Origin of the sequence: Paraburkholderia lycopersici, from assembly GCF_900096975.1 — a bacterium.
Lineage (GTDB): Bacteria > Pseudomonadota > Gammaproteobacteria > Burkholderiales > Burkholderiaceae > Paraburkholderia > Paraburkholderia lycopersici.
Genome location: NZ_FMYQ01000016.1, coordinates 36828 through 58119, shown reverse-complemented (window position 1 = coordinate 58119; position 21292 = coordinate 36828). Strand labels below are relative to the sequence as shown.

Below are 21292 nucleotides of genomic sequence, written 5' to 3'. Positions count from 1 at the left end.
CCCGATTTGCTACAATCACGCCTCGTCTTCGAGGAGCGTTGCGACGGGCTTCACGCCCGCCAGGCTCGAAGGCGCTTCAATCCGGTTGAATCCACTGAATCAATCGCACTGAAACGGCGCTCACGTCTTTAATTTCTAGTCACTTTTAGAAAGGAGGGCGTGATGAACGCCGCAATTCCGCAGGATCAAGCCCAGGATTTCGTCGTCGCCGATCTGTCGCTTGCCGGCTGGGGCCGCAAGGAACTGAACATCGCCGAGACCGAAATGCCCGGCCTCGTGCAGATCCGCGAAGAGTACAAGGCGCAGCAGCCGCTCAAGGGCGCGCGCATCGCGGGCTCGCTGCACATGACGATCCAGACCGCCGTGCTGATCGAGACGCTCACGGCGCTCGGCGCCGACGTCCGCTGGGCCTCGTGCAACATCTTCTCGACCCAGGACCACGCCGCCGCCGCGATCGCCGCGGGCGGCACGCCCGTGTTCGCGTTCAAGGGCGAATCGCTCGACGAATACTGGGCCTTCACGCACCGCATCTTCGAGTGGCCGAACGGCGAGTTCGCCAACATGATCCTCGACGACGGCGGCGACGCCACGCTGCTGCTGATCCTCGGCTCAAAGGCCGAGAAGGACCGCTCGGTCATCGCGAAGCCGACCAACGAAGAGGAAATCGCGCTCTACAAGTCGATCGGCGAGCACCTCGACATCGACCCGGCGTGGTACTCGAAGCGCCTCGCGCAGATCAAGGGCGTGACCGAGGAAACCACGACCGGCGTGCACCGCCTGTACCAGATGGAAAAGGACGGCCGCCTGCCGTTCCCGGCCATCAACGTGAACGACTCGGTCACGAAGTCGAAGTTCGACAACCTGTACGGCTGCCGCGAGTCGCTCGTCGACGGCATCAAGCGCGCGACCGACGTGATGATCGCGGGCAAGATCGCCGTCGTGGCCGGCTACGGCGACGTGGGCAAGGGCTGCGCGCAGTCGCTGCGCGGCCTCGGCGCGACCGTGTGGGTCACGGAAATCGATCCGATCTGCGCGCTGCAGGCCGCGATGGAAGGCTACCGCGTCGTGACGATGGAATACGCCGCCGACAAGGCCGACATCTTCGTGACGGCCACCGGCAACTTCCACGTGATCGGCCACGACCACATGAAGGCGATGCGCCACAACGCGATCGTCTGCAACATCGGCCACTTCGACTCGGAAATCGACGTTGCTTCCACGCGCCAGTACCAGTGGGAAAACATCAAGCCGCAGGTCGACCACATCATCTTCCCGGACGGCAAGCGCGTGATCCTGCTGGCCGAAGGCCGCCTCGTGAACCTCGGCTGCGCGACGGGCCATCCGTCGTTCGTGATGTCGAACTCGTTCACGAACCAGACGCTCGCGCAAATCGAACTGTTCACGCGCGGCGACAAGTACGAGAACAAGGTGTACGTGCTGCCGAAGCACCTCGACGAGAAGGTCGCGCGCCTGCACCTCGCGCGCATCGGCGCGAACCTGACCGTGCTGTCCGACGACCAGGCTTCGTACATCGGCGTCGACAAGAACGGTCCGTTCAAGCCGAACCACTATCGTTACTAAGCCGATACAGGAAGATACAAAGCGGCTTGAAGCTTTAAGCCGCAGTTAAGCGATCAGCCCGATGCTGCGGGAACGCCCGCGCGTTTTTTCGCGCGCGGGCGGCCCGCCTATCAACGACGCAAGAGGACCAACAACCATGACCGTGCTGCTGACCTGGCTCATCAACGCGCTCGCGCTCCTGATCATCACCTGGCTCGTTCCGTCGATCCACATCCGCAGCTTCGGCACCGCGCTGATCGTGGCGGTCGTGCTCGGCCTCATCAACGCCGTGCTGCGGCCGTTGCTGATCCTGTTCACGCTGCCCGTGACGATCCTCACGCTCGGCCTCTTCATCCTCGTCGTGAACGCGCTGTGCTTCTGGCTCGCCGCGTCGCTGCTGAAGGGCTTCGAGGTGTCGGGCTTCTGGTCGGCGTTCTTCGGCTCGATCCTGTACAGCATCGTGTCGTGGCTGCTCTCGGCGCTGATCTTCGGCAACCGCAGCCTCGGCTGACGCGGGCAAAGGCCGTTGAGGCCTCATCAACATGAAACCGATCGAACTCTCATTCGAATTCTTTCCGCCGAAGACGCCGGACGGCGTCGAGAAGCTGCGCGCCACGCGCGCCCAGCTCGCGACGCTCAAGCCGAAGTTCGTCTCGGTGACGTTCGGCGCGGGCGGCTCGACGCAGCAAGGCACGCTCGATACGGTCCTCGACATCGCGAAGGAAGGCGTCGAGGCCGCGCCGCACCTCTCGTGCATCGGCTCCTCGAAAGAGAGCCTGCGCGAGATCCTCGGGGCGTACCGCGCGCATGGCATCCGCCACATCGTCGCGCTGCGCGGCGACCTGCCCTCGGGCATGGGCGAGGTGGGCGAACTGCGCTATGCGTCCGAACTCGTCGCGTTCATCCGCGAGGAAACCGGCGACGCGTTCCACATCGAAGTGGCCGCGTATCCCGAGTACCACCCGCAGGCGCGTTCGCCGCGCCACGACCTCGAAGCGTTCGCGCAGAAGGTAAAAGCGGGGGCCAATTCGGCGATCACGCAGTACTTCTTCAACGCGGACGCGTATTTCCGCTTCGTCGACGACGCGCAAAAGCTCGGCGTGGACATCCCCATCGTGCCCGGCATCATGCCGATCACGAACTACTCGCAGCTCATGCGCTTTTCGGAGATGTGCGGCGCCGAAGTGCCGCGCTGGGTCGCCAAGCGTCTGGAGAGCTTCGGCGACGACCGCGAGTCGATTCGCGCGTTCGGCCTCGACGTGGTGACGGGCCTGTGCCGCCGCCTCGTCGATGCGGGCGTGCCGGGCCTGCACTTCTACACGCTCAACGCGGCACCGGCCACCAAGGCCATCTGCGAGCGGCTGGGGTTCTGAGCGCCCGCTCGCGACTCGCCCGGCAGGCTCGAGCCGCGCGGTTCCCGGACTTCCGGGCCGCGCGGCTTTTTTCATGGAAAGCACCAATCCGGCGACGCCGACGAGGCGCATGAGGAAGCCATTGGCGGTACGCAACAATTCGGCGCGCTGTCTATCGTCGTGTTCCCGCAAGAAAAAAGGGCGGGGCCACGCTGCGCCGCACCATGCGGCAACCACGGCCCCTGTCAACCCGGCGTTTTCCAGAAGCGACGGGACTTTTGGCTTGCTTGTGACCGCGGCACCTGCTCAAGTAAGATCGCGCTACGCTGGCGCGAGCCGGCATTGAACTGGAGGAAACATGAAAGAAAACAAACTGTTGCGTGCTGCACGAATGACGTCTCTCGTGGCGCTCGCAGCGGCATCGATTGCTGGAGCCCCTCTCGCGCACGCCGCGCAAAGCATTCCGAACAAGACGCTCGTCTACTGCTCGGAAGGCAGCCCCGCCGGCTTCGACCCGGCCCAATACACGACCGGCACGGACTTCACGGCGAACACGTTCACCGTCTATAACCGCCTCGTCGAATTCGAGCGCGGCGGCACCAAGGTCGAACCGGGTCTCGCGCAATCGTGGGACGTTTCCCCTGACGGCAAGACCTACACGTTCCATCTGCGCCATGGCGTGAAGTTCCAGACCACGTCGTTCTTCAAGCCCTCGCGTGAATTCAACGCCGACGACGTCGTGTTCTCGTTCGAGCGCATGCTCGATCCGAACAACGCGTTCCGCAAGGCATACCCGGTGTCGTTTCCGTACTTCACCGACATGGGCCTCGACAAGCTGATCGCCAAGGTCGAGAAAGTCGATCCGTACACTGTGAAGTTCACGCTGAACGAGCCGAACGCGCCGTTCATCCAGAACATGGCGATGGAATTCGCCTCGATCCTCTCGGCCGAATACGCCGATCAACTGCTGAAGGCCGGCAAGGCCGCCGACATCAACCAGTATCCGGTCGGCACGGGCCCGTTCATCTTCAGGAGCTACACGAAGGACGCGACCATCCGCTACGACGGCAATCCCGACTACTGGAAGCCGGGCGCCGTGAAGCTCTCGAAGCTGATCTTCTCGATCACGCCCGACGCGAGCGTGCGCGTGCAGAAGATCAAGCGCGACGAATGCCAGGTGATGAGCTATCCGCGTCCCGCCGACATCGCGCCGCTGAAGGCCGAGCCGAACATCGCCATGCCGTCGCAGCCGGGCTTCAACCTGGGCTACCTGTCGTACAACGTCACGCACAAGCCGCTCGACAACGTCGACGTGCGCCACGCGCTCGACATGGCGATCAACAGAAAGGCGATCATCGACTCGGTGTATCAGGGCGCGGGCCAGCTCGCGACCAACCCGATGCCGCCCACGCAGTGGTCCTACTACAAGAACCTCCCGGCCAACGCCTACGACCCGGAGAAGGCCAAGGCGCTGCTCGCGAAGGCAGGTCTGTCGAACGGCTTCGAGATCACGCTGTGGGCCATGCCGGTTCAGCGCGCCTACAACCCGAACGCGCGCCTGATGGCCGAGATGATCCAGGCCGACTGGGCGAAGATCGGCGTGAAGGCGAAGATCGTCACGTACGAGTGGGGCGAGTACATCAAGCGCGCGCACGCGGGCGAGGACGACTCGATGCTGATCGGCTGGACGGGCGACAACGGCGACCCCGACAACTGGCTCGGCACGCTGCTCGGTTGCGAGGCCGTGAACGGCAACAACTTCAGCAAGTGGTGCTACAAGCCGTTCGACGACCTGATCCAGAAGGGCCGCCAGACGTCGGATGTCGCGCAGCGCACGAAGTTCTACCAGCAGGCGCAGCAGATCTTCGCGCAGCAACTGCCGTTCTCGCCGATCGCCCACTCGACCGTCTACCAGCCGGTCAGCAAGAAGGTGGTCGACATGCGCATCGAGCCGCTCGGCTACGCGCGCTTCGACGGCGTGGGCATGCAGTAAGGTTTATCGCGAGCTGATCGGGTAGTTTTCGCCCGGCTTTCACCTGATCGGAAAGCGGGCGGAATAGGTCCGGCGACCGGGGTCACGAGCCCCTGTCGCCGGTTGCGTTTCATTTCAAAGCTTTCGGGGGAACACCACATGTTCCGCTTCGTATTGCGCCGCATCGGCATGGTGATACCCACGTTCATCGGGATCACGATCCTCGCGTTCGCGCTCATCCACCTGATTCCGGGCGACCCCATCGAAGTGATGATGGGCGAGCGCGGCGTCGATCCCCAAATGCACGCCGAGGCCATGCACCGCCTCGGGCTCGACGAGCCGCTGCCGATGCAGTATCTGCATTACGTCGGCCACGCGCTGCAGGGCAATCTCGGCACTTCGATCATCACCAACACGAGCGTGATGGACGAGTTTCTCGCGCGCTTTCCCGCCACCGTCGAACTGTCGATCTGCGCGCTGATTTTCGCGCTCGCGATCGGTCTGCCGGCCGGCGTGTTCGCGGCGCTCCGGCGCGGCACCGTCGTCGATCACGGCGTGATGGGTACGGCGCTCACCGGCTATTCCATGCCGATCTTCTGGTGGGGGCTCATCCTCATCATGGTGTTTTCGTCGAAGCTCGGCTGGACGCCGGTGTCGGGCCGCATTGCCGTGGAGTTCGACATTCCGCACGTCACGGGCTTCATGCTGATCGACTCGCTGCTGCCCGGCACCGACGAAGGGTCGTTCCGCTCGGCGCTCTCGCACCTCGTCCTGCCCGCCATCGTGCTCGGCACGATTCCGCTCGCGGTGGTGGCGCGCATGACGCGCTCGTCGATGCTCGAAGTGCTGCGCGAGGACTACATCCGCACCGCGCGCGCCAAGGGTCTCTCGCCCGTGCGCGTGATCGTCGTGCACGCGCTGCGCAACGCGCTGATTCCCGTCGTGACCGTGATCGGCCTGCAGGTCGGCACGCTGCTGGCGGGCGCGGTGCTCACCGAAACGCTGTTCTCCTGGCCCGGCATCGGCAAATGGCTGATCGACGCGATCAGCCGGCGCGATTATCCGGTCGTGCAAGGCGGCATTCTCATGATCGCGACGCTCGTGATTCTCGTGAACCTGTGCGTCGATCTGCTGTACGGCGTGCTCAATCCGCGCATCCGGCATACGAGGTAAGCGAGCCATGAACCTGCAACCCCTACAACCCAATCACCGATCCCGGGAGGCATGATGGCTGACATTCAGAACACCGTGCCCCGCGCCGTCACGCCGCCTTCGGGCCGCGCGCTCGTGCTGCGCGAATTCTGGGCGAACTTCTCGCGCAACAGGGGCGCCGTGGGCGCCGGCCTGATCGTGCTGCTGCTCATCTTCGTGGCGATCTTCGCGCCGCTCGTCGCGCCGCACAGCCCCATCGAGCAATACCGCGACTACGTGAAGATCCCGCCCGCGTGGCTCGACGGCGGCAACTGGAAGTTCGTGCTCGGCACCGACGAAGCGGGCCGCGACATCCTCTCGCGCCTCATGTACGGCGCGCGGCTCTCGCTGTGGATCGGCTGCGTGTCGGTCGTGCTCGCGCTGGTTCCGGGCATCGTGCTCGGGCTCGTGGCCGCGTTCTTCGAGAAATGGGCCGACACGCCGATCATGCGTCTCATGGACGTGCTGCTCGCGCTGCCCTCGCTGCTGCTCGCGGTGGCCGTGGTCGCGATCATCGGGCCGGGTCTCACGAACACCATGCTCGCGATCGCGATCGTGGCGCTGCCCGGTTACGTGCGCCTCACGCGCGGCTCGGCGCTCGGCGAACTGCACAAGGAGTACGTGACCGCCTCGCGCGTGGCTGGCGCGGGCACGCTGCGGCTGATGTTCTCGCAGGTGCTGCCCAACTGCACGGCGCCGCTCATCGTGCAGGCCACGCTCGGCTTCAGCTCGGCGATTCTCGACGCCGCCGCGCTCGGCTTCCTCGGCCTCGGCGTGCAGCCGCCCGCCGCCGAGTGGGGCGCGATGCTCGCCTCGGCGCGCGACTACATCGACAGCGCATGGTGGATCGTCACGATGCCGGGCCTGTCCATCCTCGTTTCGGTGCTCGCGATCAACCTGCTCGGCGACGGGCTGCGCGACGCGCTCGATCCCAAGCTCAAGCGGATGGCCTGAACATGCAAAACGAACTGCTTACCCTCCGCAATCTGGCGGTGGACTTCAACGGCCTGCCGGCCGTGGACCGCGTGAACCTCTCGGTCGCGCCGGGCGAGGTGCTCGGCATCGTCGGCGAATCGGGCTCGGGCAAGAGCGTGACGATGATGGCGCTGATGGGCCTCATCGACGCGCCCGGCAAGGTGAGCGCCGACGCGATCACGTTCGACGGCCGCGACCTGCTCAACGCCACGGGCAAGGCGCGCCGGCGCATCGTCGGCAAGGACATCGCGATGGTGTTCCAGGACGCGCTCACGAGCCTGAACCCGAGCTACACGATCGGCTATCAGATCAAGGAAGTGTTGAAGCTGCACGAGGGCCTGCGCGGCGCCGCGCTGCACGCGCGCGCGCTGGAACTGCTCGACCAGGTCGGCATTCCCGACGCGAAGAACCGCATCGACAACTTTCCGCACCAGATGTCGGGCGGCATGAACCAGCGCGTGATGATCGCGATGGCGGTGGCCTGCAACCCGAAGCTGCTGATCGCCGACGAGCCCACCACGGCGCTCGACGTGACGATCCAGGCGCAGATCATGGCGCTGCTCGTGCGCCTGCAGAAGGAGCGCGGCATGGCGCTCGTGCTGATCTCGCACGATCTGGCCGTGGTGTCCGAGGTCGCGCAGCGCGTGGCCGTGATGTACGCGGGCGAGATCATCGAGACGAACCGCGTGCCCGACATCTTTGCGCGGCCGCATCATCCGTACACCGAGGCGCTGCTCGCGGCGATTCCCGAGCACAACGTGGGCGCGCGGCGTCTCGCCGCGCTGCCGGGCATGGTGCCGGGCCGCGACGACCGGCCGCGCGGCTGCCTGTTCGCGCCGCGCTGCAGGTACGCCGTGGACGACTGCACGAAGGCGCGGCCCACGCTCGATCCGGTGGCGGACGAGAGCGGCTATGCGCAGGTGCGCTGCATCAAGCCGCGGAACGCGACGATGAACCTGACCAACGGAGGCGCGCGATGAACGCAGTCCGGCAACACGCGGCTCGCGAGGACAACAGGGACGGCCAGGGCGACAAGGTTCTCGTCGCCGAGGACCTCAAGAAGCACTACGCCGTCAGGCGCGGCATGTTCGGCACGGGCACCGTGAAGGCGCTCAACGGCGTGTCGTTCTCGCTCGCGCGCGGGCGCACGCTCGCGGTGGTGGGCGAGTCGGGCTGCGGCAAATCGACGCTCGCGCGCCAGCTCACGATGATCGAGCCGCCCACCGCGGGCCGCCTCGTCATCGACGGCGAGGACGTCGCGCACGGGAACCAGGCGAAGGTCGCCGCGCTGCGCCGCCGCGTGCAGATGGTGTTCCAGAACCCGTTCGCCTCGCTCAACCCGCGCAAGACCGTGGAGCAGACGCTCGGCGAGCCGCTCGCGATCAACACGAAGCTTTCCGCCGCCGAGCGCGCGGACCGCATCGCGCACATGATGCGCACCGTCGGCCTGCGGCCCGAGCACGCGAAGCGCTATCCGCACATGTTCTCGGGCGGGCAGCGCCAGCGCGTGGCGATCGCGCGCGCGATGATCCTCGATCCGCAGATCGTGGTGGCCGACGAGCCGGTCTCCGCGCTCGACGTCTCGATCCAGGCGCAGATCCTCAATCTGTTCATGGACCTGCAGGAGCAGTTCCGCACGAGCTACGTGTTCATTTCGCACAACCTGGCCGTGGTCGAGCACGTCGCCGACGACGTGATGGTGATGTACCTCGGCGGCGTGGCCGAACTCGGCGACAAGCAGACGGTGATCGGGCGCCCGCGCCATCCGTACACGCGCTCGCTGCTGTCGGCGACGCCCGCGATCTTCGAGGCGGACCGCCGCGTGAAGATCAGGCTCGAGGGCGAATTGCCTTCGCCGCTCAATCCGCCGTCCGGTTGCACGTTCCATCAACGTTGTCCATACGCGATCGACCGGTGTCGCAAGGAAGTTCCGGCACTACGCGAAGTGGATGGCCGTCAGGTATCCTGCCATCGTGCAGAGGAGGTGGGGGAAGAGGATGCCTGAAGCGACGGCGGCGCGTCGTTTTACGCGCCGCCAGCCAAGGGGCGGCCGTCGTGCCGCTTTTTTCATTGCCTTTTCCCCTGTCTCGCGGGCTGCTCTTGCGGTGATTGCGCGATTGGGCGCGGCTGTTCGGGGGGCGCTCGGGGCGGCGCTCCGCGCAGCTCTGAAGATGGCGTTCTGGGCGGCGGTCGCGTTCGGCTGCCTGGCGGGCGCCGCGTACGCTGCCGGGGCCGCCGCCAACACGCCTGGCGCGCGGCCAGCCGTACCCATGCCGCCGGGCTCGTCGGGCGGCATTCCCGGCTTCCATGCCGCGCCCGCCGTGCCGAGCTACGCCTCGGGCACGACCGCCGGCGGCCCGGTGCGTACGCAGCCCGCGCGCATGCCGTTCTACGTCGCCACGCGCGGCAACCTCACGATTTACCTGCTCGGCACGCTGCATGTGGGCGACCCCGCCGACTATCCGCCGGGCCAGCCGTTTCGCCAGCCGATCCTCGCGGCGCTCGCCGCCTCGTCTATCCTCGCGCTCGAGCTTTCGCCCGACGATCTGCTCGTCTCCCAGGACGACGTCTCGAAATACGGCGTATGCCGGCGTCCCTGCCTGCCGGCGCTGCTGCCCGAGCCGCTCTGGCAGAAGCTCGAGGCGCGCATGCGCGGCAATCCGGAAGCGCTCGCCGAGATCCGCAAAATGCGGCCGTGGCTCGCCTCGCTGCTCGTGGAAACCTACGATTCGCTGAGCGCCGGCCTGCAGACCGAGTACGGCACCGAGGCGCAGCTGCAGAACGTGTTCCTGCGCTGGAAGGGCCGCCGCATCGTCGGGCTCGAGACGCTTTCGGAGCAGATGCGCGCGTTCACGAACCTGAGCCTCGCGCAGCAGCGCGAAATGCTCGCGCAGGATCTCGCGCAGACGCCCGCGCAAAACGTGGCCGACGTGCAGACGCTGCTGCGCTTGTGGCGCGTGGGCGACGCCGACGCGATCGCGGCCTGGGAGTCGGCGCGCACCGAAAAGCTCTCGCACGATGCGCGCGTGGCGGCGTCGGTCGACAACCGCATCGTCTACGAGCGCAACCGGCGCTTCGTCTCGCGCATGCAGCAGTACGTGGCGCCCAACAAGCCGCTTTTCGTCGCGATCGGCGCGCTGCATCTGGGAGGCCGCAAGGGGGTGCTCCAGTTGCTGAGCCAGCGCGGCTTCACGGTCGATCCGGGCTGAGCGCGGCCGGTTCGCAATCCGGATACGCCGAACGCGTACCCCGGTAGCGCGACGCCCGACGCGGCCCGCGCTGCGCCCGCGCCGGCGCGAAAAAGCCGGCGCGAGCCGGCTTTCGTATTGACGGGGCGGGGGAGGACGTGCCTTCCGCGCCGATCAAAAACCGAACACGTTCAGCAGCACGATATTGGCCACGAGAATGCCCAGCGCCGTGGGCACCTGCACGCGGATCACCGCGTTCTTGTCGGGCAGCTCGAGCAGCGCCGCCGGCACCATGTTGAAGTTCGCGGCCATCGGCGTCATGAGCGTGCCGCAGTAGCCCGAGAACATGCCGATGGCGGCCATCATCGCCGGATTGACGTGGAACACGCCCACCAGCACCGGCACGCCCACGCCGCCCGTCATCACGGGAAACGCCGCGAAGCCGTTGCCCATGATGACCGTGAATAGCGCCATGCCCACGCAGTACACCACCACGGCCACGAAGCGCGCGTCCATGTTGATCCAGGACGTCGTGACGTGCGCGACCGCTTTGCCGACGCCCGCGTCCGAGAACACGAGGCCGAGCATGCCGAGCATCTGCGGCAGCACGGCGGCCCACGAGAGCGCGTCGACGAGCCGGCGCGTTTCCTTCATTGACTGGCCGACGCTGTCGCGCGTGATGAGGCACGCGATGACGAGCGCGATCACGCAGCCGATGCCGAAGCCGATCAGCGTGACGTTCTTCGGGTCGACGAGCGGCGTGCCGCCGAATACGAGATGGCTCGCCGCGAGCGTGAGCACGACGGTGACGACGGGAATGGTGAGCGCGGGCACGAAGAGCTTGTTGCCCAGACGCTTCGCGCTCGCAATGCGGGTTTCGAGCGCGAGCACCCTGGGCTTCGCGGCCGTCACGCCGCCGAGGCCCGCGATCAGCGCCATGGCGAGCACGAGCACGCCCACGACTTCGGCCGGCAGCCGGTCGCCCGCGAGAAAGATGAGCGCGTAGAGCAGCCAGAAGCCGCCCGCCGTGAAGCGGCGCGGATGCTCGCGATCCATGACGATCGTGCCGCCCACGATGAGCAGCACGATGCCGAGCAGCCAGAAGAGCCAGTTGAGGGTGAGCGTCATGCTTCGTCTCCCTGGCCGGCCGGCGCTTTTGCGTTGACCGGGCGCGTCCCGCCCAGTTCGCGCTCGAGCTTGCGATCGAGCAGCCAGAGGCGCGCACCGTGGATCGCGAACGCGCAGATCGCGGTGGGAATGCCCCAGAGCGCCACATGAATCGGCTCGACTGAAACACCCGCTTCCTTGAGCAGCGTGACCATCAGCACGATCGCGCCGAATGCCACGAAGATGTCCTCGCCGAAGAAGAGGCCAACGTTGTCGGTGGCGGCCGCGTAAGCGCGCAGCTTGTAGCGCACGGCGTCGGAGAGCTTGCCGAAGCGGTTTTCGGTGGCGCCTTCGGCCATGGGCGCGATGAGCGGGCGCACCATCTGCGGATGGCCGCCGAGGCCGGTGAGGCCGACGGCCGCGGTGAGCTCGCGCACGAGCAGATAGACGATGAGAAGGCGACCCGCCGTGGCCGCCTTGATGCTGCCGATCCAGATCTGCGCGCGCTCGCGCAAGCCGTGGCGCTCGAGCAGGCCGATCACGGCGAGCGGGAGCAGGATGATGAGGGGGATGTTGCGCGTCTTGATGAAGCCGGTGCCGATGGCGGCGAGAATCTTGCCGGGCTCGAAGCCCGCGGCGAACCCGGTGACGACGGCCGCCGCGGCGACGATCAGCATCGGGTTAAAGCGCAGCAAAAAGCCTGCGATGATGACGGCCACGCCGATCAGCGGCCATAAGTTGACGGTGCTCTGCATGTGGATCTCCAAACGTATTGGCTTGTCGTGGTTGCCGCGGATAGCGGCGAAACGGTGCCGCTCGCTCCGGTGGCGAGGCGGACCGCGTTGACATCACGGCTCTGATGGCCGTTCGTACAACTACGAACCTGCTGAGAACAACTACGCTTTGCCGCGTGGGCTGCCGTGCGATTGCCTTGCTGAATCGTTGGCGAATCTTCGATGAATCGTGCGAGACGTGCGCCGCGGCTTGGCGCACGTCATCGCGTCATCGCGTCTTGCGCGCGCCGGCGTTCAGCCTGCGGCCGCGCCGGCGGCGCGCACGCCGATGCCGGCGTTGTCGAGCGCCGCGCGGATGCGCCGCGCGAACGCAAGCGCATGCGGACCGTCGCCGTGCAGGCAGATCGTCTGCGCGTTGAGCGGCACCCAGGCGCCGTCCACCGCTTGCACGCGCTGCTCGCGGATCATCGCGAGCGTGCGCGCGAGCACGGCGTCTTCGTCGTCGAGCAGCGCGCCGGGCTCGCTGCGCGGCACGAGCGAGCCGTCCGCGCGATAGCCGCGGTCGGCGAACACTTCCTCGACGGCCACGAGCCCGGCCTCGCGCGCGGCGGCGATGAGCCCGCTGCCCGCGAGCGCGAACACCGTCACGGACGGGTCGAAGTCGTGCACGGCGCTGACGATCGCCTCGGCGATCTGGGGATCGCGCGCGGCCTGGTTGTAGAGCGCGCCGTGCGGCTTCACGTGGGCGATGCGCCCGCCCTCGGCCTGGGCGATCGCGGAGAGCGCCCCGAGCTGATAGAGCACGCCTGCGTAGATCTCCTCGCGCGGCAGATTCATCTCCTTGCGGCCGAAATTCTCGGGGTCGTTGAAGCTCGGATGCGCGCCGATCGACACGCCTTTCTCCACGGCCCAGCGCACGCATTCGCGCATCGCATTGGCGCCGCCCGCGTGCCAGCCGCACGCGATGTTGGCCGAGCTCACGAGGTCCAGCAGCGCCTCGTCGGAGCCGCAGCCTTCGCCGAGATCGGCGTTCAAATCGATGGTGGTCATGATGCTCCTCTACTGCGCGTGCTACAGATGGGGAAAAAAATCAGGCGCTCGCGGGCGCGCTCGTGCGGCGGGTCGCGTAGCGCTCATCGTGCATGGCGATCGCGGCGTCGATCTGCCGCAGATACGCCCGTTCCTCTTCGAGCGCCGCGCGCGCGCCGGCGGGCGTGACCTCCACGAAGCGCACGCCGCCGGTCAGACGCACCTGCGCGAGCTTCCACAGGTCGGCGCGGATCACGGAGCCGATTTTCGGATAGCCGCCCGTGGTCTGCGCGTCGGCCATCAGCACGATAGGCTGACCGCTCGGCGGCACCTGGATCGTGCCCGGCAGCACGGCGTGCGAGAGCAGGTCCCGTCCGTCGTCGCGCGCGAGCGGCGTACCCGCGAGGCGAAAGCCCATGCGGTTGCTGTTGGGCGTGACCTGCCATTCGTCGGACCAGAACGCGCGCTGCGCCTCGGGCGTGAAGCTGTCGTGCTCGGGGCCGCGCAGCACGCGCACGGGCGCGGCCCAGGCCATGCCGTCGGGATGGCGGCCGCGCCGGTGATGCGGCTCGTCGACGAGCGCGAAGTTGCACCACACGGGCGCCTTCACGCCGAAGGCCGGCGCGCCGGGATCGAGCACGGCGCGCTCGCGGCCCGGGGCGAACGAGGCGCCCGTGGCGAGGCGGTCGCCGTCCTTGAGCGCGCGGCCCGCGAGGCCCCCGAAGCCCGCCGCGAGGTCGGTGCTGCGCGAGCCGAGCATGGGCAGCACGTCCACGCCGCCCGCCACGCACACGCAGGCGCGCATGCCGTGCTTCGCACCGTTGAGCACGAGCGCCTCGCCGGGCGCGACGGGCAGGCTCCACCACGACCAGACGGGCCGTCCGCCGAGCGTGGCGCCGAAATCGGTGCCGGTGATGGCGATGCGCGTGGCGCGCGCAAAGCGCAGCGCGACGGGGCCGAAGGTGATTTCGATGCCGGCCGCGTCGGCCCGGTTGCCGACGAGGCGGTTGCCCACTTCGAGCGAGAGCGCGTCGAGCGCGCCGCCGGTGGAGACGCCCAGATGCCGGTAGCCGGTACGGCCGAGATCCTGGACCGTGGTGAGCAGGCCCGCGCGCAGGACTTCGATCATGCGTGGAGCTCCGCAATGGTGAAGCGCACGCGATCGCCGGGCATGAGCAGCGTGGGCGGGTTGCGCGCGGGGTCGAAAAGCTTGGCGGCGGTGCGGCCGATCAACTGCCAGCCGCCGGGCGACGCGGCCGGATAAATGCCCGTCTGCTCCCCGCCGATGCCTACCGACCCGGCCGGAACGGCGAGGCGCGGTTCGCGCCGACGCGGCGTGTGCAGGGCCGGCTCGAGGCCGCCGAGATAGGCGAAGCCGGGCTGAAAGCCGAGGAAGAACACCGTGTAGACACCTGCGGCATGGCGCGCGGCGACGTCGGCGGCGGCAAGTCCGCAGTGCTGCGCGACCGTTTCGAGATCGGGGCCGTCCTCGCCGCCATAGACCACGGGAATCTCGACTTCGCGGCTCGCCTCGGGTGCGTCTTCGGCGTCGCGCCATGCGTCCTTGAGCGCGCCCGCGAGCGCGGCGGTGTCGGCGGCGAGCGGGTCGAAGGTGATCGTCAGGTTGTTCATGCCGGGCACGACCTCGCGCACCGGCGCCCAGCCGCGCGCGAGCGCGGCGACGGCCCAGACGCGGCGCTGGACCGCGAGCGTGGCGGGCGGCGGCGCTTCGCAGACGAGCGCTTCGTCGCCAAGCGGAAAGATGCGGGGATCAGGATTCGGCATGGTAAATCGTTCAAGAGGACGGTTCGGCCGGTCGAAACTCGCGGCTCGCAACACCGCGCAGAGACGGCTGGCGACGGTTCCTTATAGCGTACATTGTCGATAAATTATCTACAAATTATCAATAAGCGTTTTCGCCAGGCGCACTCGACCCCCGCTGCAATTACACTCACGCCACGCCGCTTTCCCTCTTCGATCACCGACCAACGGGTTTTCTGCCATGTCGCGCCAGCCGACCAAAATCGTTTCGTCCGAACATCTCGTCTCCGAGTCGAGCGCCGAGCTTTCCGAGTTCGAGTACGCGCTCATCATGGCGAGCAACGCGTTCAACCGCTGGATGGTGCGCTGCATGTCGGCGGCGGGCGTAAAGGACATGACGCCGATCGAGGTGTCGCTGCTCCATCACGTCGGCCATCGCGAGCGGCGCAAGAAGCTCGCGGACATCTGCTTCGTGCTCAACATCGAGGACACGCACGTGGCCACGTATGCGTTAAAGAAGCTCGTCTCCAGAGGGTACGTAAAAAGCGAAAAGACCGGCAAGGAAGTCTTCTTTTCGGTGACGGACGAGGGGCGCGCGCTGTGCCTGCGCTATCGCGACGTGCGCGAGAGCTGCCTCATCGCGACGCTCAAGGAAAGCGGCCTCACGAACCAGCAGATCGGCGACGCGGCGCAGCTCATGCGCAACGCGTCGGGACTCTACGACACCGCCGCGCGCGCGGCGGCTTCGCTTTGAGCCGTTGAAACGCCGACGCCGCTAGCGCACCCGCGCACGCGCGCAAAGGTGCGTGGCGGCTTCGGTCACCACGGCGTCGAGCGGCAGGTCATGCGCCTCGCGCGCGAGCACGCCGTCGTCGATGCGACACGCCTCATATGCAATGCCCACGGTGACGGGCAACGCCCCGCCGGGCCATGCGGCGAGCGTGCGGTCGTAGTAGCCGCCGCCGTAGCCCAGCCGGTAGCCTTCGCGATCGAAACCCACGCAGGGCACGAGCAGCAGGTCGGGCACGATCACGTCCTGCGAGGCCGGCTCGGGAATGCCGTGATGGCCTTCGCGCATCGGCGCGTCGGGCGTCCAGGCGTGGAAGGCGAGCGGCGCGTGGCGCTCGGCGATGGCGGGGAGGGCGGCGCGGCGCGAGGGATCGGCGGCGAGCCAGGCGGCGAGCCAGGGGCGCGCATCGAACTCGCCGCGCAGGGGCCAGTAGAAGCCGATCGAATCCGGAGCAAACTGTGCAACGAGAGCATCGAGACGAACCGTCAGCGCTTCGCCGATTGCCACGTCGGAAGCTGCTTCGATTCGCCGGGGAAGCAGCCTTGCACGCCAGTCCTTTTTGGATTCCGCATGGGGGTTGCGTGCTATCCTTGGGTTCACCTCGCGCTCCAGAAATAACGATGTCCAAACGCCTTGTCCGAGTATATCGCGTGGTCGGTCTCGCACTGACTGCCGCGGCACTCGTAGCATGCAGCACGGCGTCCGCCGTGCGCCCCGTCGCACTGCCCGTAGGCGCAGTCCTTTCCAGCGACGACCAGACCTTCATCCAGCTTCGCGAAGCCGCGCGCAACAACGACCCCGCGCGCGCCGCCCAACTCGCTGCGACGATTCCCGATTACCCGGCGCCGGCGTATCTCGAGTACTTCCAGCTCAAGCCGCAGCTTTTCGATTCGCAGGGCCACGCGCGCGTGGACGCGCCCGATGCGCCGGTGCTGTCGTTCCTGCAGCGCTACGACGGCCAGGCGATCGCCGACCGCATGCGCAACGACTATCTGCTCGTGCTCGGCGCGCGCCACGACTGGGCCAACTTCGACCAGCAATATCCGCGCTTCGTGCTCAACGACGACACGCAGGTGAAGTGCTATGCGCTCGAGTCGCGCGCGGCGCGCGGCGAGAACGTCGCCAACGACGCGCGCGCGCTGCTCGTCGAGCCGCGCTATTACGGCGACGGTTGCGTCGATCTCATCACGGCGCTCGCCATCAAAGGCCAGTTCTCGAACGACGACGTCTGGCAGCAAATTCGCCTCGCCTACGAGCAGAACCAGACCTCGACCGGCGCGAAGCTGCTCGACGGCCTCGCGCAGCGTCCCGACCCGACGGCGTTCAGCCAGGCCGTGAGCGCGCCGCCGCTCACGCTCGCGCAAGGCGTCACCGCCGATCCGCAATCGCATCAACTCGCGCTGCTCGCCGTGACCGTGATGGCGCGCAACGACCCCGCCATGGCCGCGGCCACGTTCGCGGCCGTCGCGCCTTCGCTCAGTTCGCCGGAGCGCGCGATCGGCTGGGGCACGATCGGTTATCAGGGGGCGCTCAAGCGCTTGCCCGCCGCGCTCGACTGGTACCGGCTCTCGGTCAACGCACCGCTCTCGAGCCCGGCTTACGAATGGCGTACGCGCGCCGCGCTGCTGGGCGGCGACTGGACCATGGTGCGCTGGTCGATCGAGCAGATGCCGGCCGCGCTGCGCGCGCAACCGTCGTGGGTTTACTGGCACGCGCGCGCGCTCAAGCAGGCGGGCGAAACGGCGCAGGCGAACCAGGAGTTCGCGTCGATTTCGCAGGGCTACAACTTCTACGGCCAGCTCGCCACCGAAGAACTCGGGCAGAAGATCACGATTCCGCCCAGGACCACGGTCAGCGACGCCGAAGTCGCGCAGGCCGCGCAAACGCCGGGCTTCGCGCTCGCGCAACGTTTTTACGCGCTGAACCTGCGGCTCGAAGGCAATCGCGAATGGAACTGGCCGCTACGCGGCATGAGCGATCGTCAACTGCTCGCCGTCGCCGAATACGCGAAGCGTATCCAGTTGCTCGACCGCACCGTCAACACGGCCGACCGCACGCAGACCGAGCACGACTTCTCGCTGCGCTATCTCGCGCCGTTCCGCGACGTGGTGGAGCGCGACGCGCAGACCAACGGCCTCGACGTCGAATGGGCGTATGGGCTCATCCGCCAGGAGTCGCGCTTCATTCTCAATGCGAAGTCGGGCGTGGGCGCGAGCGGCCTCATGCAGATCATGCCGGCCACGGCGCAGATGGTGGCGAAGAAGATCGGCCTCGGCCCGCTCTCGCGCGATCAGCTCAACGATCTCGACACCAACATCCTGCTCGGAACGAACTATTTGTCGATGATCTACAATCAGTTCGACGGCTCGGCCGTGCTCGCTACGGCGGGCTACAACGCCGGGCCGGGGCGTCCGCGCGCGTGGCGCCAGTCGTTGCAGGGCGGCGTCGAAGGCGCCATCTTCGCGGAAACGATTCCGTTCCAGGAAACCCGCGACTACGTGAAAAACGTGTTGTCGAACACGGTCTACTATGCGGCGCTGTTCGAGGGCCGTCCGCAATCGCTGAAGGCGCGTCTCGGCTATATCTCGCCGTAAGCGCCGTGCCATCATGCCGCGCGGCATGACGGCACGCGGCGTGCTCCACCTCCAGGCTGGCGCGCCGTCGGACGAACCGGACCTCGTATGCGGCGGCGCCGTCTGCCCGAGGAGGTCAGGATGAGACATCAAGCCATTGCGGTCATCGGCGGTTCGGGATTCATCGGCAGCCATCTCGTCAACGCGCTCGTCGAGGCGGGCAAGGACGTGCGCATCGCGACCCGACGCCGTTACAACGCCCGCCATCTCACCCTGCTGCCCGTCGACGTGGTCGAGACCGATGTGTCCGATCCCGTCGCGCTCGCCGCGTTCGTCGAGAGCGCGGACGCCGTCGTCAATCTCGTCGGCACGCTCAATGGCGGGCGCGGCGATCCCTACGGGCCGGGCTTCGCGAGGTTGCACGTCGAGCTGCCCACGAAGATCGTCGCCGCGTGCGAGAGCAAGGGCGTGCACCGGCTCATCCACATGAGCGCGCTCGGCGCCGATCCGCGCGGGCCGAGCATGTATCTGCGCTCGAAGGGCGACGGCGAGAAAGCCGTGCATGCCTCCACGTCGCTCGCCACGACGATCTTCCGGCCTTCGGTCGTGTTCGGCCCCGAGGACAGTTTCCTCAACCGCTTCGCGCTCCTGCAGCGGCTCTTTCCCGTGATCCCGCTCGCCATGCCCGACGCGAAGTTCCAGCCGGTATTCGTCGGCGACGTGTCGAAGGCCATCGTCAACGTACTCGATCTCGATGCCGCGAGCGGGCACACTTACGAACTTGGCGGACCGGCCGTCTACACGCTCGAGCAGTTGCTGCAGTACTGCGGCGAGGTGGTCGGCCGGCACGCGCGCATCGTGCGGCTGCCCGATGCGTTCGGGCGTCTGCAGGCGCTATCGTTCGAGATGGCGCCTGGCGTGCCGGTGCTCACGCGCGATAATCTCGACTCGATGAAAGTGGACAGCGTGCTTGGCGGTCCGCTCGCGCCCGAGCTCGACATCGACCCGGCCAGCATCGAGACGATCGCGCCGCTCTATCTCGCGGACGCCTCGCTGCGCTCGCGTCTGAACATCTTTCGCGCAAGCGCCGGCCGGTAGGCGGCAAGTCGCCGGCCGGCGCCCATTCAACTCACTACGGTCATTTGCACAATGAAGCTCGTAATCGGAGACAAGAACTATTCGTCGTGGTCGATGCGCCCCTGGGTGCTGCTCAGGCACTTCGGCATTGCATTCGAGGAAGTGCTGATCGAGCTCGACGAGCCCCGCACCAAGTCCTCGATCCTCGCGTTCTCAGCCTCGGGCAAGGTGCCGTGCCTCGTTGCCGACGACGGCTTTGCCGTATGGGATTCGCTCGCGATCGCCGAGACGCTCGCCGAGCGCTTCCCGCAGCACGCGCTGTGGCCGCGCGACGCGAACGCGCGCGCCCGCGCGCGTAGCGTGAGCGCCGAAATGCATGCGGGCTTCGGCGAGCTGCGCAGCCACATGCCGATGAACATCCGCAAGGCGAAGCCAGGCGCGGGTGCGACGCCGGGCGCGCTCGCCGACGTCGCGCGCATCGACGCGCTCTGGCGCGAGTGCCTCGCCGCGAGCGGCGGCCCGTTCCTGTTCGGCGAGTTCGGTATTGCCGACGCGATGTACGCGCCGGTCGTCATGCGGCTGAACAGCTATCAGCCGGCGCTTTCGCCCGAAGCGGCGGCCTACGTCCAGCGCGTGAGCGCACTGCCTGCGGTGGCCGAATGGGTCGAGGCGGCGCGCCGCGAAACCCACATCGTCGCCGACGACGAACGCGACGACGAATGAAGATCTATGTCGTAGGCGGTGCGATCCGCGACGAAATGCTCGGGCTGCCGGTGCGCGACCGCGATTACGTCGTGGTGGGCGCGACGCCCGCGCAGATGGTCGCACAGGGCTATCGACCCGTGGGCAAGGACTTTCCGGTTTTTCTGCATCCGGATACCCATGAGGAGTACGCGCTCGCGCGCACCGAGCGCAAGACGGCCGCCGGCTATCACGGCTTCCAGTTCTACTACTCGCCCGACGTGACGCTCGAAGAAGACCTTGCGCGGCGCGATCTCACGATCAACGCGATGGCGCGCGAAGTGCAGCCGGGCGGCGTGCTCACGGGAGAGGTCGTCGATCCGTTCGGCGGCGCGCGCGATCTGCGGGCGCGCGTGTTTCGTCACGTGAGCGAGGCGTTTCTCGAAGACCCCGTGCGCATTCTGCGCATCGCGCGTTTTGCGGCGCGTTTCGCCGATTTCGCCGTTGCGCCCGAGACGCTCGATCTCATGCGCGAGATGGTCGCATCGGGCGAAGTCGATGCGCTCGTGCCCGAACGCGTGTGGCAGGAACTCTCGCGCGGCCTGATGGAATCGAAGCCTTCGCGCATGTTCGAGGTGCTCCGCGATTGCGGCGCGCTCGCGCGCGTGTTGCCCGAGGTCGATGCGCTATGGGGCGTTCCGCAGCGCGCCGACTATCACCCGGAAGTCGATACGGGCGTGCACGTGATGATGGTGATCGACCATGCGGCCGCCCAGGGCTACACGCTGCCGGTGCGCTTCGCGGCGCTCACGCACGATCTCGGCAAGGGCACGACGCCCGAGGACGTGTTGCCGCGCCACCTCGGCCACGAGGGGCGCAGCGTCGATCTGCTCAAGCCGCTGTGCGACCGGCTGCGCGTGCCCAACGACTGCCGCGAGCTGGCGGTGCTGGTGGCGCGCGAGCACGGCAACGTGCATCGCGTGACCGACATGGGCGCGGCCGCGCTCGTGCGCCTGCTCGAACGCTGCGACGCGCTGCGCAAGCCCGCGCGTTTTGCCGAGGCGCTGCAGGCCTGCGAGTCGGACCTGCGCGGGCGGCTGAACTGGGAGAATGCGCCTTATCCGCAGGCCGAGCGGCTGCGCGTAGCGCTCGTGGCGGCGCGCGGCGTCGATGCGGGCGCGATTGCACAGGCCATCGCGCAGGCGGGCGAAAAGAAGGGCGACGCCGGGAAAATCAAGGAGGCCGTGCACCAGGCGCGCATCGCGGCCGTGGAAGCCGCGCTCGCATCGTCCTGACGGACCT

At 67.3% G+C, this 21292-nt stretch carries 20 protein-coding genes and 1 riboswitch; of the genes, 14 read left to right on the top strand and 6 right to left on the bottom strand.

Annotated elements, in window-relative coordinates; genetic code table 11:
- The first annotated feature begins 24 nt into the window (after positions 1 to 24).
- Positions 25 to 129, top strand: a riboswitch (S-adenosyl-L-homocysteine riboswitch).
- A 33-nt stretch (positions 130 to 162) separates the two neighbouring features.
- From ahcY to BLU17_RS17980, 9 genes are all read left to right on the top strand, one after another.
- Entirely contained in the window at positions 163 to 1581 is a 1419-nt protein-coding gene (gene ahcY / locus BLU17_RS18020) for an adenosylhomocysteinase (protein ID WP_091999110.1), read from the top strand.
- A gap of 136 nt (positions 1582 to 1717) precedes the next feature.
- Entirely contained in the window at positions 1718 to 2071 is a 354-nt protein-coding gene (locus tag BLU17_RS18015) for a phage holin family protein (RefSeq protein ID WP_091999108.1), read from the top strand.
- 31 nt (positions 2072 to 2102) lie between these two features.
- On the top strand, positions 2103 to 2933 hold the full coding sequence (gene metF, locus BLU17_RS18010) for a methylenetetrahydrofolate reductase [NAD(P)H] (RefSeq protein ID WP_091999105.1): 831 nt from the start codon (positions 2103 to 2105) through the stop codon (positions 2931 to 2933).
- Positions 2934 to 3270: 337 nt separating this feature from the next.
- Complete coding sequence (locus BLU17_RS18005; protein WP_091999104.1) at positions 3271 to 4905, top strand: ABC transporter substrate-binding protein; 1635 nt, start codon at positions 3271 to 3273, stop codon at positions 4903 to 4905.
- A gap of 138 nt (positions 4906 to 5043) precedes the next feature.
- Positions 5044 to 6057: an ABC transporter permease subunit gene (locus BLU17_RS18000; protein ID WP_091999101.1), complete on the top strand. Its 1014-nt coding sequence runs from the start codon at positions 5044 to 5046 to the stop codon at positions 6055 to 6057.
- A gap of 54 nt (positions 6058 to 6111) precedes the next feature.
- Entirely contained in the window at positions 6112 to 7029 is a 918-nt protein-coding gene (locus BLU17_RS17995) for an ABC transporter permease subunit (protein WP_091999301.1), read from the top strand.
- A gap of 2 nt (positions 7030 to 7031) precedes the next feature.
- Positions 7032 to 8030 carry an ABC transporter ATP-binding protein gene (locus tag BLU17_RS17990; protein WP_091999098.1) on the top strand — a complete coding sequence of 333 codons (999 nt, stop codon included), beginning with the start codon at positions 7032 to 7034 and terminating at the stop codon, positions 8028 to 8030.
- Positions 8027 to 9055, top strand: coding sequence for a peptide ABC transporter ATP-binding protein (locus BLU17_RS17985; protein WP_091999096.1), 1029 nt, complete (start codon positions 8027 to 8029; stop codon positions 9053 to 9055). Before BLU17_RS17990 ends, BLU17_RS17985 begins: the two co-directional genes overlap by 4 nt.
- Positions 9048 to 10259, top strand: coding sequence for a TraB/GumN family protein (locus BLU17_RS17980; protein WP_091999093.1), 1212 nt, complete (start codon positions 9048 to 9050; stop codon positions 10257 to 10259). The genes BLU17_RS17985 and BLU17_RS17980 overlap by 8 nt, the downstream gene beginning before the upstream one ends.
- 153 nt (positions 10260 to 10412) lie before the next feature.
- Here the strand turns inward: BLU17_RS17980 and BLU17_RS17975 are convergent, their stop codons facing one another.
- The 5 genes from BLU17_RS17975 to pxpB form a co-directional block, all read right to left on the bottom strand.
- Entirely contained in the window at positions 10413 to 11366 is a 954-nt protein-coding gene (locus tag BLU17_RS17975) for a DUF979 domain-containing protein (RefSeq protein ID WP_091999090.1), read from the bottom strand.
- Complete coding sequence (locus BLU17_RS17970; protein ID WP_091999085.1) at positions 11363 to 12100, bottom strand: DUF969 domain-containing protein; 738 nt, start codon at positions 12098 to 12100, stop codon at positions 11363 to 11365. The genes BLU17_RS17975 and BLU17_RS17970 overlap by 4 nt, the downstream gene beginning before the upstream one ends.
- A gap of 273 nt (positions 12101 to 12373) precedes the next feature.
- A complete protein-coding gene (gene pxpA, locus BLU17_RS17965; RefSeq protein WP_091999082.1) occupies positions 12374 to 13129 on the bottom strand; it encodes a 5-oxoprolinase subunit PxpA in 756 nt (251 codons plus the stop codon).
- Positions 13130 to 13169: 40 nt separating this feature from the next.
- Positions 13170 to 14237, bottom strand: coding sequence for a 5-oxoprolinase subunit C family protein (locus BLU17_RS17960; protein WP_091999080.1), 1068 nt, complete (start codon positions 14235 to 14237; stop codon positions 13170 to 13172).
- Complete coding sequence (pxpB, locus tag BLU17_RS17955) at positions 14234 to 14893, bottom strand: 5-oxoprolinase subunit PxpB (protein WP_091999077.1); 660 nt, start codon at positions 14891 to 14893, stop codon at positions 14234 to 14236. Before pxpB ends, BLU17_RS17960 begins: the two co-directional genes overlap by 4 nt.
- 217 nt (positions 14894 to 15110) lie before the next feature.
- Here pxpB and BLU17_RS17950 point away from each other — a divergent pair, with 217 nt between their 5' ends.
- The gene (locus tag BLU17_RS17950) at positions 15111 to 15623 is read left to right on the top strand and encodes a winged helix DNA-binding protein (RefSeq protein WP_091999074.1); all 513 of its coding nucleotides are present in this window, start codon (positions 15111 to 15113) and stop codon (positions 15621 to 15623) included.
- Positions 15624 to 15644: 21 nt separating this feature from the next.
- Here BLU17_RS17950 and BLU17_RS17945 read toward each other — a convergent pair whose 3' ends face one another.
- Positions 15645 to 16259 carry a 5-formyltetrahydrofolate cyclo-ligase gene (locus BLU17_RS17945; RefSeq protein ID WP_245746911.1) on the bottom strand — a complete coding sequence of 205 codons (615 nt, stop codon included), beginning with the start codon at positions 16257 to 16259 and terminating at the stop codon, positions 15645 to 15647.
- Positions 16260 to 16279: 20 nt separating this feature from the next.
- Between BLU17_RS17945 and BLU17_RS17940 the strand changes: the two genes are divergently transcribed.
- From BLU17_RS17940 to BLU17_RS17925, 4 genes are all read left to right on the top strand, one after another.
- A complete protein-coding gene (locus BLU17_RS17940; RefSeq protein ID WP_091999071.1) occupies positions 16280 to 18253 on the top strand; it encodes a lytic transglycosylase domain-containing protein in 1974 nt (657 codons plus the stop codon).
- 120 nt (positions 18254 to 18373) lie between these two features.
- Positions 18374 to 19330 (top strand): complex I NDUFA9 subunit family protein, encoded by a 957-nt coding sequence (locus BLU17_RS17935; RefSeq protein ID WP_091999067.1) that lies wholly within the window; start codon positions 18374 to 18376, stop codon positions 19328 to 19330.
- 51 nt (positions 19331 to 19381) lie between these two features.
- Complete coding sequence (locus BLU17_RS17930; protein ID WP_091999064.1) at positions 19382 to 20032, top strand: glutathione S-transferase family protein; 651 nt, start codon at positions 19382 to 19384, stop codon at positions 20030 to 20032.
- Positions 20029 to 21285: a multifunctional CCA addition/repair protein gene (locus BLU17_RS17925; protein ID WP_091999061.1), complete on the top strand. Its 1257-nt coding sequence runs from the start codon at positions 20029 to 20031 to the stop codon at positions 21283 to 21285. The genes BLU17_RS17930 and BLU17_RS17925 overlap by 4 nt, the downstream gene beginning before the upstream one ends.
- Positions 21286 to 21292: the final 7 nt, after the last annotated feature.